This is a genomic window from Micromonospora sp. WMMD754 (assembly GCF_049315235.1).
In the GTDB taxonomy this organism is placed as follows: domain Bacteria; phylum Actinomycetota; class Actinomycetes; order Mycobacteriales; family Micromonosporaceae; genus Micromonospora; species Micromonospora sediminicola.
Window position 1 is genome coordinate 4336772 of the sequence record NZ_CP186058.1, and the last position, 15847, is coordinate 4352618.

General features: G+C 74.4%; 16 protein-coding genes. 14 read left to right on the top strand and 2 right to left on the bottom strand.

The genetic code is table 11. From position 1 onward, the window contains the following. The first annotated feature begins 70 nt into the window (after positions 1–70). The 9 genes from ACN27B_RS20950 (at position 71) to ACN27B_RS20990 (ending at position 9668) form a co-directional block, all read left to right on the top strand. Positions 71–1492, top strand: a complete 1422-nt coding sequence (locus tag ACN27B_RS20950; protein WP_422741319.1) for a hypothetical protein — start codon at positions 71–73, stop codon at positions 1490–1492. A gap of 1 nt (position 1493) precedes the next feature. Next, positions 1494–2147 carry a TetR/AcrR family transcriptional regulator C-terminal domain-containing protein gene (locus ACN27B_RS20955; RefSeq protein WP_422741320.1) on the top strand — a complete coding sequence of 218 codons (654 nt, stop codon included), beginning with the start codon at positions 1494–1496 and terminating at the stop codon, positions 2145–2147. 44 nt (positions 2148–2191) lie between these two features. After that, positions 2192–3634, top strand: coding sequence for an aldehyde dehydrogenase family protein (locus tag ACN27B_RS20960; protein ID WP_422741321.1), 1443 nt, complete (start codon positions 2192–2194; stop codon positions 3632–3634). Then, entirely contained in the window at positions 3631–4707 is a 1077-nt protein-coding gene (locus ACN27B_RS20965) for an alcohol dehydrogenase catalytic domain-containing protein (protein ID WP_422741322.1), read from the top strand. Before ACN27B_RS20960 ends, ACN27B_RS20965 begins: the two co-directional genes overlap by 4 nt. Before the next feature lie 319 nt (positions 4708–5026). Next, entirely contained in the window at positions 5027–5788 is a 762-nt protein-coding gene (locus tag ACN27B_RS20970; protein ID WP_099164660.1) for an ABC transporter ATP-binding protein, read from the top strand. Further along, complete coding sequence (locus tag ACN27B_RS20975) at positions 5775–6467, top strand: ABC transporter ATP-binding protein (RefSeq protein ID WP_091578169.1); 693 nt, start codon at positions 5775–5777, stop codon at positions 6465–6467. Before ACN27B_RS20970 ends, ACN27B_RS20975 begins: the two co-directional genes overlap by 14 nt. A gap of 42 nt (positions 6468–6509) precedes the next feature. Continuing rightward, positions 6510–7766: an ABC transporter substrate-binding protein gene (locus ACN27B_RS20980; RefSeq protein ID WP_355523843.1), complete on the top strand. Its 1257-nt coding sequence runs from the start codon at positions 6510–6512 to the stop codon at positions 7764–7766. A 1-nt stretch (position 7767) separates the two neighbouring features. Beyond that, positions 7768–8649, top strand: coding sequence for a branched-chain amino acid ABC transporter permease (locus ACN27B_RS20985; protein ID WP_422741323.1), 882 nt, complete (start codon positions 7768–7770; stop codon positions 8647–8649). Next, a complete protein-coding gene (locus ACN27B_RS20990) occupies positions 8646–9668 on the top strand; it encodes a branched-chain amino acid ABC transporter permease (RefSeq protein WP_396821262.1) in 1023 nt (340 codons plus the stop codon). Before ACN27B_RS20985 ends, ACN27B_RS20990 begins: the two co-directional genes overlap by 4 nt. 73 nt (positions 9669–9741) lie before the next feature. Here the strand turns inward: ACN27B_RS20990 and ACN27B_RS20995 are convergent, their stop codons facing one another. Next, the gene (locus ACN27B_RS20995; protein ID WP_422741324.1) at positions 9742–10578 is read right to left on the bottom strand and encodes a MerR family transcriptional regulator; all 837 of its coding nucleotides are present in this window, start codon (positions 10576–10578) and stop codon (positions 9742–9744) included. Positions 10579–10632: 54 nt separating this feature from the next. Here ACN27B_RS20995 and ACN27B_RS21000 point away from each other — a divergent pair, with 54 nt between their 5' ends. Together ACN27B_RS21000 and ACN27B_RS21005 are read left to right on the top strand one after the other, a co-directional pair. Further along, positions 10633–11001, top strand: a complete 369-nt coding sequence (locus ACN27B_RS21000; protein WP_099161567.1) for a nuclear transport factor 2 family protein — start codon at positions 10633–10635, stop codon at positions 10999–11001. 170 nt (positions 11002–11171) lie between these two features. After that, the gene (locus ACN27B_RS21005) at positions 11172–11813 is read left to right on the top strand and encodes a transcriptional regulator (RefSeq protein WP_253866553.1); all 642 of its coding nucleotides are present in this window, start codon (positions 11172–11174) and stop codon (positions 11811–11813) included. A gap of 45 nt (positions 11814–11858) precedes the next feature. Here the strand turns inward: ACN27B_RS21005 and ACN27B_RS21010 are convergent, their stop codons facing one another. Further along, positions 11859–12416, bottom strand: a complete 558-nt coding sequence (locus ACN27B_RS21010) for a TetR/AcrR family transcriptional regulator (protein WP_357630451.1) — start codon at positions 12414–12416, stop codon at positions 11859–11861. Positions 12417–12471: 55 nt separating this feature from the next. On the opposite strand from ACN27B_RS21010, the gene ACN27B_RS21015 reads away from it, so the two are divergent. From ACN27B_RS21015 to ACN27B_RS21025, 3 genes are all read left to right on the top strand, one after another. Next, entirely contained in the window at positions 12472–13533 is a 1062-nt protein-coding gene (locus ACN27B_RS21015) for an FAD-dependent monooxygenase (RefSeq protein ID WP_422741325.1), read from the top strand. Between the two features lie 125 nt (positions 13534–13658). Further along, positions 13659–15224: an MFS transporter gene (locus tag ACN27B_RS21020; RefSeq protein ID WP_099161565.1), complete on the top strand. Its 1566-nt coding sequence runs from the start codon at positions 13659–13661 to the stop codon at positions 15222–15224. A gap of 11 nt (positions 15225–15235) precedes the next feature. Then, a complete protein-coding gene (locus ACN27B_RS21025; RefSeq protein ID WP_422741326.1) occupies positions 15236–15844 on the top strand; it encodes a TetR/AcrR family transcriptional regulator in 609 nt (202 codons plus the stop codon). Positions 15845–15847: the final 3 nt, after the last annotated feature.

Sequence of the window (15847 nt, forward strand, 5' to 3'; positions counted from 1 at the left end):
TCCTGTCACCGCCGCGGTGAGACCCGCCCGGTTAAGGTGCATGATCAGGTGGTTTCGGACGGGAGGCGGCTTGCGGGACCTGGTCTGCGAACAGGTGAGGGGAGTGGCCGGCAACCCGGCGACCCCGTCGGAGTTGCTGCTCCGCATGCTGGACGACAGCGACGCGGCCGTAGCGGTGCTGATCTTCCGGAACACGCTGCCGGACGAGTTCTGCGCCGCCGTCGCCGCACACCCGGATCGGCGGGTCCGGGCGGCGCTGGCGGACAGTTCGTCAGCCACGCCGCAACAGCGCGCCCTGCTCGTCGACGATCCCGCGCCGATGGTCCGTATCCTGCTCGCCCACGGGCCGGAGCTGTTCCGGGCCACGCCCGCGCCGCTGCCCGAGGAAACCTACGCCCGGCTGGCGGCGGACCCGGACCACCGGGTCCGCGACGAGGTGGCCGGGTCCCGGCAGTGTCCGGTAAGCGTCCGGGCCCGGATGGTCGAGGACCCCGATCCCGAGGTCCGGGTCTCGGGGTACGCGGGCTGGGCGGATCCGCCGGACGGGATCACCGACCGGCTGCTCGCCGACCCCGACCCCCGGGTGCGCGACGCGGTGGCCCGGCGGGCGTGGCGCCGCCGTCCGGAACTGCTCGCCGGCGTGCTCGACGAGGCGTGGTCGGACCCCTGGTGGCTGCGTGACCTGGCCGTCGAGATCCCGTTGGCGCGGGCGATGGCGGAGCGACTCGCCCGGCACCAGGACCGGGACGTCCGCGCGGCCGTGGCCGAGAACCCGCACCTGCCCCGCGACCTGGTCCAGGAGTTGGCCACCGACCCCGACCCGACGGTGCGGCTACGGCTGTCCCTGCGCCCCGGGCTGACCGAGGCCGAACGCGCCGCCGTCGACTACGAGGTGCGGCCGGAGACCCGCCTCCGACCCGCCCGGTGGGTGCTCGACCGGCTCGGCGATCCCGACGCGCTGGACGGCGCCGTCCGCTCGGCCCACGTCGGGCTTCGGCGCAGCGCCGCGTACAGCCCGAGCCTGCGTCCGGATCAGGTGGCCCGGCTCGCCGGCGACGACGACTTCGCGGTCCGGCTGCTGCTCTGTGAGAACCACGACGAGGTCCCGGGGGAGGTGCTGCTCGCGACGCATCTGGAGGCTCGGGTGATCACGGCGAGCATGTTGATCGCGCGGCCCCGCTTCCCGCGGGTCGGGCTGGCCCGGCTGGCGGACTCCGCCGATCCCAGGGCGCGCATGCTGGTCCGCCACGACCCGGAGGCACCGGCCGAGCTCATCGACCGGCTCAGCCGTGATGGGGACGGCGGCGTCCGGTCCCGGATGGCGTCCGACCCCCGCCTTGGCGCCGGGCGGCTGGCCGAGCTGCTCGACGATCCGGCCGCCGCGGGATCGGCGGCGGGAAACCCCAACCTTCCGGTCGCCCTCATGGAACGGATCCTTGCCGGGGCGGGGATCCTCCGGGCGTCCGCCGGAACCGCCGGCGGGGAGGCCTGACATGCCCCGCCCCCGCCAGGCCCTGCTCAACCGGGACCGGATCGTCGAGACCGCGCTCGTGCTCATCGACGCCGACGGTCTCGGCGCGCTCTCCACCCGCCGGCTGGCCGCCGCGCTCGGCGTGCAGGGCCCCTCGCTCTACAACCACTTCGCCACGAAGGACGAAATCCTCGACGCCGTGGCGGACAGCGTCACCGGCGCGGTCGACGTGAGCGTCTTCGACCGGTACGACTGGGTCGAGGCGTTGCGCCGCTGGGCCCGGTCCTACCGTGCGGCGCTGGCCGCGCACCCGAACATCGTCCCCTACCTGGCGCAGGGGCCGGGCCGCCGGGCGGCCGCGCTGGCCATGGCCGACGCTGTCTACGGCGCGCTGGTCCGGGCGGGCTGGCCGCCGGCCCGGGCCACCCACATCGGCGCCGCGCTGCGCTACTTCGTGGCCGGGTCGGCGCTCGGCTCGTTCGCGCGGGGGTTCGTGGAGGACCCGGAGCTGTACGCGGCCCACCCGCACCTCACGCAGGCCCACCGGCTGCGCGGCCACCAGCGCAGCGTCGACGAGGGCGCCTTCACCCTCGGCCTGGACGCGTTGCTGCACGGCCTCGCGGACGAGTACGCCCGGACGGTGGCCCCGGTGGAACGCGGCAGCGGTCCGGGGTAGCGTCAAAACTCCCACTGCTAGTTTCCCGCCCCCGAAGGGACGCCATGGATCTCGCCGATGCGCCCCCCGCCCTGCTGGTCCGCCGCCACCTGCACCTCGCCGGGGACTGGGTCGACCCGGCGGACGGCGGGACGATCCCGGTCGAGAACCCGGCGACCGGGGAGATCATCGGGCAGGTTCCCGCCGGCACCCCCGCCGACGTGGACCGTGCGGTCGCCGCCGCCCGGGCCGCCTTCCCCGGCTGGGCCGCCACGGCACCCGCCGACCGGGCCGCCCACCTCGACCGGCTGCACGCCGCGCTCGCCGCCCGCGCCGACGAGGTCGCCCGCACCGTGGCCCTCGAACTGGGCACCCCGCTCAAGCTCGCCACCCGGGTGCAGGCCGGGCTGCCGCTGACGGTGCTGCGCGGCCTGGTCGACCTGGCCGCCCGCCCGGCCGCCGAGCAGGAGGTCGGCAATTCGCTGGTGGTGCGCGAGCCGGTCGGTGTGGTCGGCGCGATCACCCCGTGGAACTATCCGCTGCACCAGGTGGTCGCCAAGGTCGCCCCGGCGCTGGCCGCCGGCTGCACCGTCGTGCTGAAGCCGAGCGAGCTGACGCCGCTCACCGCGTACCTGCTCCTCGACGCGGTGACCGAAGCCGGCCTGCCGCCCGGGGTGGTCAACCTGGTGCCCGGCACCGGCCCGGTGGTCGGTGAGGCGCTCGCCGCGCACCCCGACGTGGACCTGGTCTCGTTCACCGGCTCCACCGCCACCGGCCGGCGGATCGCGCACCTCGCCGCCGACCGGATCGCCCGGGTCGCCCTGGAACTGGGCGGCAAGTCGGCGAACGTGATCCTGGCCGACGCCGACCTGCCCACCGCGGTCAAGGTCGGCGTGGGCAACGCGCTGCTCAACTCCGGGCAGACCTGCACCGCCTGGACCCGGATGCTGGTGCACCGCGACCGCTACGCCGAGGCGCTCGACCTGGTCGCGGCCGCCGTGGCCGGCTACCGGCTCGGCGACCCGTTCGACCCGGCCACCCGGCTCGGCCCGCTGGTCTCCGCCGCCCAGGCCCAACGGGTACGCGGGCACGTGGACCGGGCGCTCGCCGACGGAGCCCGGCTCGTCGCCGGCGGCCCGGACGCGCCGCTGCCGTCCCGGGGCCACTTCGTGGCGCCCACCGTCTTCGCCGACGTGCACCCGGACAGCGCGTTGGCGCAGGAGGAGGTCTTCGGCCCGGTGCTCGCGGTGATCCCGTTCGCCGACACCGACGAGGCGGTCGCGATCGCCAACAACTCCCGGTACGGCCTGGCCGGTGCGGTCTGGTCCGCCGACTCCGACGCGGCGCTGGCCGTGGCCCGGCGGATGCGGACCGGCCAGGTGGACGTCAACGGCGCCGCGTTCAACCCGCTCGCGCCGTTCGGCGGCTACAAGCAGTCCGGCCTCGGCCGCGAGCTGGGCGGCTACGGCGTCGAGGAGTTCACCGAGCTGAAGGCGATCCAGCGGTGAGGGCGCTGGTCGTGCGTGGCCGGGGCGGGACCCCGACGGTCGAGGAGGTGCGCCTGCCCGCGCCCGGCCCGGGGGAGCTGCGGGTCCGCATCCGCGCCGCCGGCCTCTGCCACTCCGACCTGGCCATGGTGAACGGCACGCTGGCGCCGGCGTACCCGCTGGTGCTGGGGCACGAGGCGACCGGTGTGGTGGCCGAGGCGGGTCCGGCGACCCGGCTGGCGGTCGGCACGCCGGTGGTGCTCAACTGGGCGCCCGCGTGCCGCGACTGCTGGCACTGCCGACACGGCGAGCCCTGGCTGTGTGCCGCGAACACCGCCCCCTCGGTCGCCCGGGGGGAGACGGCCGCCGGGGAGCCGGTGCAGGTCACGCTCGGGCTCGGCGCGCTCGCCGAGGAGGTGGTGGTGCCGGAACGGGCGGCCGTGCCGGTGCCGGCCGGCCTGCCGCCGGCGCAGGCGGCGCTGCTGGGCTGCGCGGTGCTCACCGGCGTCGGCGCGGTCCGCAACACCGCCCGCGTGGGCGCCGGCGAGTCGGTGGCGGTGATCGGGCTGGGCGGGGTCGGCCTGGCCGTGCTCACCGCGGCCCGTCGCGCCGGCGCGTCACCGATCCTCGCCGTCGACGTGGTGGAGGCCAAGCGGGAGCTGGCCCTGGCCGCCGGCGCCACCGACTTCCTGCGCTCCGACGACACGCTCGGCAAGGAGGTCCGCGCGCGCACCGGCGGGCGCGGGGTGGACCACGCCTTCGAGTGCGTCGGCCGGTCCGCCACCATCCGGGCCGCCTGGCGCGCCACCCGGCGCGGGGGAGCGGTGACCGTGGTCGGCATGGGCGCCAAGGACGACCTGCTCAGCCTGTCCGCCCTGGACATCTTCCACTCGGCGCGGACGCTGCGCTCCTCGGTCTACGGCTCGACCGATCCGGACCGCGAGGTGCCGGAGCTGGCCGCCGCGCTCGCCGCCGGCGACCTCGACCTGGCGCCCCTGGTCAGTGGCACGGTGTCGCTCGCGGAGGCGCCCGAGGCGCTGGACCGGCTGGCCCGTGGCGAGGGCGCCCGCTGGGTGGTCACCTTCCCGGACTGACCTCCCGGCCGGGGCGGCCTCCGCCTCCGCGAAGAGCGGTACACCCCCTCGGCGGTGGCTGCTCGCCGTCCTGGAGCGGGGCCCTTCCCCGCGCCCCGGTGACGGTGCCGCACCACATGTCGACGGCCACCGATCGGACCGGACCCGGTCGGGGGCGACCGACACCTATGGAGGACGGGCCCGTGCCGTCCCGGGGGAATGTGTGGTGGATCGACATGGCTCGACCACTTCGGCTCCCCGTAGGTTTCCTGCACGCGACGGCCCTGTGACCCCGGTCACCGACCTGGCCGTCGCGTGCGGACCTGCGGAGGGTGAGGCGATGGCCGGGCAAGCGATCCTGTCGGCCCGAGGGCTGACCCGGGACTTCCGGGGCTTCCGGGCCGTCGATCGCGTCGACCTCGACGTGGCGCCGGAGACCGTGCATGCCCTCGTCGGCCCGAACGGCGCCGGCAAGACCACACTGTTCAACCTGCTCACCGGCTTCCTGCCGCCCAGCGGCGGGCGGATCGAGCTGGACGGCCGGGACGTCACCGGCCTGCCCCCCGAGCGGGTGGCCCGCCTCGGCGTGGCCCGGTCGTTCCAGATCACCAGCCTCTTCCCGCAGCTCGGCGCGCGGGAGCACGTCGAGCTGGCCCTCCAGTCGCGCAGCGGGCTGGGCTGGCGGTTCTGGCGGTCGGCGAAGCTGATGCGCCGCTACCGGGACCGGGCCGACGAGCTGCTGGCCATGGTCGGCCTGGCCGACCTCGCCGAGGCGCCGGCGGAGGCCCTCGCGTACGGGCGCAAGCGGGCCCTGGAGCTGGCGATCGCGCTCGCCCTCGACCCGAAGGTGCTGCTGCTGGACGAGCCGACGGCCGGGATGGGCCTGGAGGACGTCGACCGCACCGTCGACCTGATCGCCACCGTCCGCACGGGACGGACCGTGGTCATGGTGGAGCACAACATGAGCGTGGTGGGCCGGCTCGCCGACACGGTCACCGTCCTGCAGGCCGGCAAGGTGCTGGTCGAGGGGCCGTACGAGCAGGTCCGCGCCGACGAGCGGGTCATCACCGCCTACCTGGGAGCCGCGGATGCTGCGCATTGAGAACCTCTCCGCCTGGTACGGCGAGGCCCAGGTGCTGCGGGAGGTGAGTCTGGAGGTGGCCGCCGGTGAGGTGGTCACCCTGGTCGGGCGCAACGGCGCCGGCAAGTCCACGCTGCTGCGGTCGGTGATGGGGCTGCACCCCGGCCAGCGCGGCGCGGTGCACCTCGACGGCCGGGACATCTCCCGGCTGCCGGCGTACCGGCGGGCGCGGGCCGGGCTCGGCTGGGTCCCCGACGACCGGGGCGCGTACGCCACGCTCACGGTCACCGAGAACCTGACCCTGCCGCCCCGGGTCGGTCCCGACCCGTGGCCGCTGGAGCGGGTGTACGAGGCGTTCCCCGCCCTGCACGCCCGGCGCGACTCGGCCGCGACCATGCTCTCCGGCGGCGAGCAGCAGATGCTCGCGCTGGCCCGGGTGCTGCGCATGGGCGCCCGGCTGCTGCTCTGCGACGAGCCCACCGAAGGGCTGTCGCCGCTGCTCGTGCAGCAGGTCGGTGACCTGCTGCGGGAGGCCAAGAAGCACGGCGTGACCGTGCTGCTGGTGGAACAGAACCTGCACTTCGCCACCGGCGTCGCCGACCGGCACTACCTGCTGGCCGAGGGACGGATCGCGGAGGCGATGGAGAACGCCGAGGTGCGCTCGCGGGAACGCGAGCTGCTGGCGTACCTCGGCATCTGAATCTGGACGGCTGACCCGCGCGGACCGCGCGGTACGAAGGGGATGAACATGCGTAGGAGCGTGGGTGTGGCCGCCGCCTCGGCGGCGGCGCTGCTGGTGGCCGGCTGCGGCGGCGGTGGCCCGCAGTCCGGCGGCGACTCGAAGCTGACCGGCGACAAGATCGTGCTGGGCGTGCTCAACGACCAGTCGGGCGCCTACTCGGAGCTGTCCGGGCGCAACTCGGTCAAGGCCGTGGAGATGGCGATCGCCGACTTCAAGGCCAAGCACGGCGACGACGCGGTGACCAAGGACATCACCGTGGAGACGGCGGACCACCAGAACAAGCCGGACGTGGCCAACAGCAAGGCCCAGGAGATGGTCGACCGCAAGGGCGTCGACGCCATCCTGGACGTGCCGACCTCCTCGGCCGCCCTGAAGGTCGCCGACGTGGCCAAGGAGAAGAAGAAGCTCTACTTCAACATCGGCGCCGCCACCACCGACCTGACCGGCAAGAGCTGCAACAAGTACACGTTCCACTACGCGTACGACACGTACATGCTGGCCCACGGCACCGGCACGGTGACCACCGAGCAGGTCGGCAAGAACTGGTACATCCTCTACCCGAACTACGCGTTCGGGCAGGACATGGAGAAGAGCTTCACCGCCGCCATCACGGCGGCCGGCGGGCAGGTCGTCGGCAAGGACGGCGCCCCGTTCCCGAACACCAGCGGCGACTACTCGTCGTTCCTGCTCAAGGCGCCGACGCTGAACCCGAAGCCGCAGGTGCTCGGCACCATGCAGGCCGGCGCGGAGCTGGTCAACGTGGTCAAGCAGTACAACGAGTTCAAGCTGCGGGACAAGGGCGTCGGGCTGGCCGTCGGCCTGATGTTCATCACCGACATCCACTCGCTCACCCCGGCCGCGCTGGCCGGCACCACCTACACCGACGCCTGGTACTGGAACTTCGACCAGCAGAACCGGGAGTGGGCGGACCGGTTCCAGAAGGAGACCGGCACCCGTCCGTCGTTCGCCCACGCGGCGAACTACTCCGCCGCCATGCAGTACCTGGAGGCGGTGCAGGCCGCCGGCACCGACGACGCGGACGCCGTGGTCAAGGAGCTGGAGGGCAAGGACGTCAACGACCTCTTCCTGCGCAACGGCAAGATCCGCGCGGAGGACCACCGGGTCGTGCACGACGCGTACCTGGCCCAGGTGAAGCCGCAGGCCGAGGTCACGGAGCCGTGGGACTACGTGAAGATCCTCAAGACCATCCCGGCGGCGGAAGCCTTCCGCACCCCGTCCCCGGACTGCAAGCTCTGACATGTCCGGGTTCCTGCAGAACACGTTCAACGGGCTGGTGGGCGGGGCGTTCTACGCCCTGCTCGCCCTCGGGCTCGCGGTCATCTTCGGCATGCTCCGGGTGGTGAACTTCGCCCACGGCGCGTTCTACATGCTCGGCGCGTTCGGGGCGTACGTGCTGCTCGCCGAGGCGGGAGTGCCGTTCTGGGCCGCGTTGGTGATCATGCCGCTGGCGCTGGGCCTGCTCGGCATGGTGCTGGAGCGGGCGGTGATCCACCGGCTGACCCGGCTCGACCCGCTCTACAACTTCCTGCTCACCTTCGGCCTGACGCTGATCCTGCAGGACCTGGTCAAGTCCCGGTACGGCGTGCAGTCCAGCCCGTACGTCACGCCCGCCGAGCTGAGCGGGACGGTCGACTTCGGTCTCTTCGACTTCCCGACGTACCGGGTCTTCATCCTCGGCTTCACCGTGCTGCTGTGCGTGGCGGTGTGGTGGGTGCTCGGGCGGACCCGGATCGGCATGGTGGTCCGGGCCGCCACCGAGCGGCCGGAGCTGACCCGGGCGTTCGGCATCGACGTGGGGAAGTGGGTCACCCCGGTGTTCGGCTTCGGCATCGCCCTGGCCGGGCTGGCCGGGGTGCTCGCCGCCCCGATGCGGGCGGTCAACCCGCTGATGGGCGCCGACCTGATCATCGTGGTCTTCGCGGTGGTGGTGATCGGCGGCCTCGGCTCGATCTTCGGCTCGGTCGCCGCCGGCTTCGGCATCGGCCTGATCCAGGCGTGGGGCGAGGCGTACCTGTCCGACTACCCGCTCGTGTCGCAGACCGTCGTGTTCGTGGTGATGGCCGCCGTGCTGCTCTGGCGTCCGGCCGGCCTGTTCGGCCGAGAGGAGGCACCCGCGTGAGCAGTGCTGTGGAAACCGCCCCGGTCAAGCGGAAGGCACCCCGGTCCGGTCTGCTCGCCGTGGCGCGGGCGCCCGGCTGGGTCCGGTACGTGCTGCTCGCCGCCGGCCTGCTCGTCGCGCTGTGGCTGCCCAACGGGCTCTACCCGGCGGTCGCGGTGGACATCCTGTGCTGGGCGCTCTTCGCCGTCTCGGTCGACCTGCTGCTCGGCTTCACCGGGCTGATGTCCTTCGGGCACGCCGCGTTCTGGGGCACCTCGGCGTACCTGACCGGGCTGGTGGCGATCCACGCCGGCCTGCCGTTCCCGGCCGCGGTGCTGGCCGGGGCGCTGGGCGCGGCGCTGCTCGCGCTGCCGATCGGCTACCTGGCGGTGAAGCGCACCGGGATCTACTTCGCCATGGTCACGCTGGCCTTCGCGCAGATGGTCTACTACGTGGCCAACGAGTGGCGCTCGGTCACCCAGGGCGAGAACGGCCTGCAGGGCGTGCCGCGCGCGTTCTTCGGCGCCGACCTCACCGACGACTACTACTTCTACTACGCGATCCTGCCGATCGTGCTGCTCGGCCTGCTCGCCGCCTGGCGGATCGTGCACTCGCCGTTCGGCCGGGTGCTGGTCGGCATCCGGGACAACCCGGCCCGGGCCCGCGCGCTGGGCTACCCGGTGCACCGCTACAAGCTGACCGCGTTCGTGCTCTCCGGCTTCCTGGCCGGGCTCGGCGGCGGGCTCTTCGCGGTCGGCCACCGGTTCGTCTCGCTGGACGTGCTGCACTGGACGACCTCCGGCAAGGCGGTCATCGTGGTGGTGCTCGGCGGCATCGGAACGCTGTGGGGCGGGGTGCTCGGCGCGGCCCTGGTGGTCCGCCTGGAGGACTGGCTGTCGTTCTCCGGGTTCGAGGCCATCGGGCTGGTCACCGGCGGCATCTTCGTGCTCGTCGTGCTGCTGTTCCGGCGGGGCATCTGGGGCACGGTCGCCCACCTGGCCCGGCGGCGGGCGGCGACCCGTCGGGGCCGGTCCGGCTAGACCGGCGTGCCCGACGGCGCGACGCGGGCGGCGGACATCGCCTCCGCGTCGCGCCGCCCGGCGCCGGGCCCTCCTAGTCGGGGGTCAGGCGGAAGACCGGCCAGCCGATCTCGGTACGCCAGTCGGCGGGGACGTCGGTGTCGCGCGGCCCGACCAGGTAGGTCTCGCGGATCGGCCCGTCGACGACCAGCGCGTGGGCGACCACCCAGGCGCCGAGCCGTCCGTAGGTGACGTCGATGTCGTCGTGCGGGCCGGAGTGCACGGCGACGGCGAACTCGGCCGCCGGCAGGTCGACGACCTCGATCCGCCCGGCCGGGCGGGGACGACGGACCGGCCGGTAGACGGTCACGGCGCCGGCGCCGTCGGTGAACAGCTCGTTGGCGTACTGGCCGCCCGGTGGTCCGGTGCGCTCGCCCACCGGGTACGCCGCGTCCAGCTCCGCCATCGCGCCGTCGTACCAGGTGCCGGCCCGCGCCAACTCGACGTCTGCGCGCACCGCGGCGACGGTGAGCCGGGGGACGGCGCGCAGTTCGACCGGCAGGTCGTGGTCGTCGGGGCGCAGCAGCCGACGCAGGGCGGTGACGGCCCCCCGGGTGCGGTCCAGCGTCTCCTCCAGGCGACGCAGGTGCCCGGCGATCAGGTCGGTGCGCCGGGCGGGGTCGTCGGTGGCGAGGATCGCCTTGACCTCGGCCAGTGGCACGTCCAGCTCGCGTAGTCGGTGGATCACCTGCGCGGGCGGTACCTGGTTCGTAGAGTAGTAGCGGTAGCCGGTGAAGGGGTCCACGGTCTCCGGCTCCAGCAGCCCGGCCTCGTGGTAGCGACGCAACGTCCGCACGCTCAGGTGGGTGACCGTCGCGAACTCCCCGATCGTCATGCCCTTGCGCATGCCCTCACTCTGCACCTTCCCCACGCGGGAGAGTCGACGACTTGACCCTCTCCCGCCGAGAGACCTCACGGTGGGCACATGGACGCAATCGACTGGAGCCGGGCGAGCCGGATCTCGCCGGACGAACTGCCCGAAACGATCACGCAGTACCTCGTCGCGCACCAGGCCCGGGACGCCGACGCGGCGGTGGCACGCTTCACCCCCGACGCGTCGGTGACCGACGAGGGCCGGACCCACCGGGGACCCGAGCAGATCCGGGACTGGCTGTCCCACTCGTCGAGCGAGTACACGTACACCTCGGAGCTGGTCGCGGCGGCCCGGGTCGACGACCGGAACTACGACGCGGTCCACCACCTGGAGGGCGACTTCCCCGGCGGCGTCGCCGACCTGCACTTCCGGTTCACGCTCCGGGACGGGCTGATCGCCCGCCTGGTGATCGAGCCGTGACGGCCGGGGCTCGGCCGGTCCGACCGGAGCGCACGCCGGTGTGAGCCGCCCCACCGGCGCGGCGTGGACACCGCGCCCCGGTGCGGACCGGTCGGCGCCGGGCGCATCCAGGCCGCCCCCTTCCGACGAACCCCTCGGTAGTGACCGTCTACCGAGGGGTGCGTCCGGTGGTGACCGATCCGATCCCGGCCGATGTCGTCGAGACCGCCCGCAAGCACCTCACGCTGGCGGCGGAGGACCTGGACGGCAACCGGGTCGCCGCGCTGGTCGTCGAGGCCGCGGGCCGGTGGGGGGTGGCGCCGGTGTGGGAGGGCGTCTGCGCGCCGATGCTGGCCGCGCTGCCCGGCCGCAGCGCCGCCGAGGTGGCCGTGGAACACGCCTTCTCGGAGGGCCTGCGGTCCGGACTGGACGTGCTGCTGCGCGGGCCGGGGACACCACCCCCGGCCGGCGGCATCCTGCTCGCCGGGGCGGAACAGGAGTTGCACTGCCTCGGTCTGCACGCGCTCGCCGCGGCGCTGCGCGAGGCCGGTCTGGGCAGCCTGCTGCTCGGTGCCGCGCTGCCCTGGCCGGCGCTGGCCAGCGCGGTGCGTCGGACCCGCCCGCACACCGTGGTGGTGTGGTCGCAGACACCGATGACCGGGCGGGCGTACCGCGCGGTCCGGTTCGCGCGGGAGTTCCCGTCGGTGCGGGTGCACGGGGCCGGGCCGGGCTGGATCACGCCGCCGGCCACGCCGGCCGGGCATCTGACCAGCCTGTCGGACGCGCTCGCCGCGTGTCGCGACGCCGCCCGGCAGCGGGACGAGGCGCGGTAGGCGGTATCCGTCCCGCGCGGCTCGCGCGCCGCGGGCGGCGGCCGGTCAGCCGGCCCGGAAGCCGCGCAGGAGGGCGGCGACGGCGGACTCCGGGTCGAAGTCGTCGTCGGGGGCGGCGAGTTGGTTGCCGAGGAGCCCGTCGACGAGCGCGAGCAGCGCCCGGAAGTGGGCGGGCGGGTCGGTCGAGCCGAGCGCGGCGAGCAGCGGCACCCCCCACCCGGCCAGCCGCGCCCGCCCGGCCTCGATGGCGGGGCGCAGCTCGGGCCGCACGGCCGCCTCCACGAACAGCGCGTACCGGGCCAGTGTGACCACCCGCTCCTCGTCGGTGAACCGCCGGACCAGCCGGCCGAGCACGCGGGTGAACCCGTCGACGTCGCCGGGCGGCAGATCCGCGGCGAGTCGCTGCCAGGTCTGCGTCTCCACCTCGACCAGTCGCTCGAAGACGCCGTCGACCAGCGCTTCCCGGGTGCGGAACCGGTTGGACGCGGAGCCCTCGGGCAGTCCCGCCTCCGCGTCCACCGCCCGGTGGGTGAGCTGCCGCGGCCCCCGGGTGCCGAGCACCCGGATGGCGGCGTCGAGCAGAAGCTGCCGGCGATCGGTCACCGGGTCAGACTACAGGCGTAGTGGAAATGACTACATCTGTAGTACGGTGGCCGGCATGGACGGTCGGGCGGTGGTGGTCGGTGGCGGCGTGGGTGGGCTCGCGGCGGGCGTCGGGCTGCGCGCCGCCGGCTGGGAGGTGACGGTTCTGGAGCGCTCCGCCGGGCTGCCGGAGATCGGCACCGGGCTCGGCATCTGGCCCGGGGCGATGCGCGCGCTGGACACGCTCGGCGTGGGCGACGAGGTGCGCCGCCGCGGCCGCCGGCAGGTCGGCGGGACGATCCGGCGGCCGGACGGCAGTCGCATCGCCACCATCGACGTCGACCGGCTGGAGCGCCGGCACGGCGAGCCGGTGCACCTGGTCACCCGGCCGGTGCTGCTCGCGGTGCTCGCCGCCGCGCTACCGGGGCCGGTGCTGCGCCTCGCCGCCCCGGTCACCGACCCGCGCGCCCTGCTCGACGCATACGACCTCGTGGTCGGGGCGGACGGGATCAACAGCGTGGTCCGCGTCGCCCTGCACGGCGACCGCTACCCGCTGCGCCACGCCGGCGCGGTGGCCTGGCGGGGCGTGGTCGACACGGAGGTGCCCGAGGGCGGCGAGACCTGGGGGAGGGGGCGCAAGTTCGGGCTCACGCCAGCGGGCCCGGGGCGCACCAACTGGTACGCCGCGGTGAGCCTGCCCGAGGGGCATCCCGCGCCGACGGACGACCGGGCCGAGCTGCGTCGGCTCTTCGGTGACTGGCACCGGCCGGTGCCGCGGGTGCTCGACGCCCTCACGCCCGACGGGATCCTCCGGCACGAGATCCGCGACCTGACCCCGTTGCCGTCCTACGTGGGCGACCGGACGGCGCTGCTGGGCGACGCCGCGCACGCCATGACGCCGGACCTCGGGCAGGGCGCCTGCCAGGCGCTGATCGACGCGGTGGCGCTGGCCGACTGCCTGCGCGCCGCCGGCGACCTGCCGGCCGGGCTGCGGGCGTACGACCGGCGCCGCCGGCGGCCCACCCAGCGGATCGCGGCCGGCGCGCGGTGGGCGAGCCGGCTCGCCCAGGCCCGACGCCTGCTGCCGGTGCGCGACGCGGTGCTCCGGCTGGCGCTGGCCGCCGGCCCGCCCGCCTGACCGTGACCTGGCGCACATTCGATACGAACCGGTTCCGTATCGAAACCCGCTCACCTACGCTCGGCTGCGTTACGAGTCTGCCCCGTATCGTATTCCGACGCGGGTGAGCCGGGGGGAGAACCCGAATGGAACCGCACGAGAACACCGGACACCCGAGGAGGTGGGCGATCCTCGGGGTGCTGGTGATCAGCCTCCTCGTGGTCGTCCTCGACAACACGATCCTCAACGTCGCGCTGCGCACCCTCGCCGACCCGGTGCACGGCCTCGGCGCCAGCCAGGGCGAGCTGGAATGGGCGATCAACTCCTACACGCTCGTCTTCGCCGGCCTGCTGTTCACCTTCGGCGTGCTCGGCGACCGGCTCGGCCGCCGCCGCTTCCTCATCTTCGGGCTGGCGCTGTTCGGGCTCGCCTCGCTGCTGTCGGCGTACGCGCAGGACCCGGCGCAGCTGATCGCCGCCCGGGCGCTGATGGGGGTCGGCGGCGCGGCGATCATGCCGGTGACGCTCTCGATCATCTCCAACGTGTTCGACCCCCGCGAGCGGGCCAAGGCGATCGGGGTCTGGGCCGGCGCGGTCGGCCTCGCCGTGGCGATCGGCCCGGTGCTCGGCGGCGCGCTCCTGGAGCGCTACTGGTGGGGCTCGGTCTTCCTGATCAACGTGCCGGTGGTGGTGCTCGGCGTGGTGCTGGTCGCGGTGCTGGTCCCCGAGTCCCGCGATCCCTCGCCCGGCCGGGTCGACCTGCTCGGCGTCCTGCTGTCCGTGGTCGGCCTGGTCGCCCTCACCTACGGCATCATCGACGGCGGCGAGCACGGCTTCGGCCGGCCGCAGGTCTGGGTCGCGATCGTCGGCGGCCTGGCGGTGCTCGGCTGGTTCGTGGCCCATGAGCTGCGCAGCGACCACCCGTCGCTGGACGTGCGGCTGTTCCGGGTGCCCCGGTTCGCCGCCCCGGTGGCCCTGGTCGGCCTGGTCTTCTTCGCCGCCATGGGCGTGATGTTCTTCGGCGCGTTCTACCTTCAGCTGGTGCGCGGCTACAGCCCGCTGGAGAGCGGCCTGCTGTTCCTGCCGTTCGCGGCCGCGCAGCTGATCTTCGCGCCGCGCAGCGCGGCCATGGTCCGCCGCTACGGCGGCCGGACGGTGGCCGCGGTCGGGCTGCTGCTCACCACGATCGCGCTCGCCGCGTTCGTCTTCATCGACGCGGACACGCCGATCTGGATCTTCTCGGCGCTGGGCTTCGTCCAGGGCGCCGGCATGGCCAACATCATGCCGCCGGCCACCGAGTCGATCATGTCGGCGCTGCCCCGGGAGAAGGCCGGGGTCGGCTCGGCGGTCAGCAACACCATCCGCCAGGTCGCCGGCGCGCTCGGCGTGGCGGTGCTCGGCTCGGTGCTCTCCGCGGTCTACCGGGACCAGGTCGCCCCGGCGGTCGCCGCCCTGCCCGCCCCGGTCCGCGACGCGGCCCGCGAGTCGGTCTCCGGGGCGTACGCGGTCGCCGACCGGCTCGGCCCGGCCGCGCCGCGACTGATCGACGCGGCCAACGACTCCTTCGTCTCGGCCATGCACTGGGCGGCCGGCGTCTCCGCGCTGGTGGCGGCGCTCGGCATGGTGATCGTGCTGCGGTGGATGCCGGGCCGGCCGGTCGTCGCCCCCGACGCCGCTCCGGCCACGGAGCGGGAGTTGGCCGGGACCGCGTAGGTTCGTGGACAATGTCTGACATGACTTCCACGGCGGATGCTCCGCGGTCGCCCGGGCGACCGCGGAGCACCCGCGCGGACGAGGCGATCGTGGAGGCCACCCTCGACCTGCTGGCCGAGGGCAGCACCGTCGAGGCGCTCTCCATCGAGGCGATCGCGGCCCGCGCCGGCGTCGGCAAGGCCACCATCTACCGTCGCTGGCCGGGCAAGGAGGCGCTGCTGCTCGACGCGCTGGGCCGGCTCAAGGGCGCCCCGCCCCGCACCGACGGCCGCTCGGTCCGCGACGACCTGGTCCTGCTGGTCGGCGCCGTGGGCCAGCACGTCGACCCCCGGGTCCGCAAGATCATGCCGTGTCTGGTGCCCGAGGTGAGCCGCAGTTCCGCGCACCGCCAGGCCTACGAGGCGATCATCGAGCCCCGGCGCCAGGCCATGCGCGAGGTGCTGCTGCGCGCCGTGGACAACGGGGAGCTGCGCGCCGACCTCGACGTCGAGCTCGCCATGGCGCTGCTCACCGCGCCGATGCTGACCCAGCGGATGCTGCACTGGCACCCCGACCGGGACGAGCGGATCCTGCCCGAGCGGATCGTCGACGCGGTCCTGGACGGCCTGCGCCCCCGCTGACCC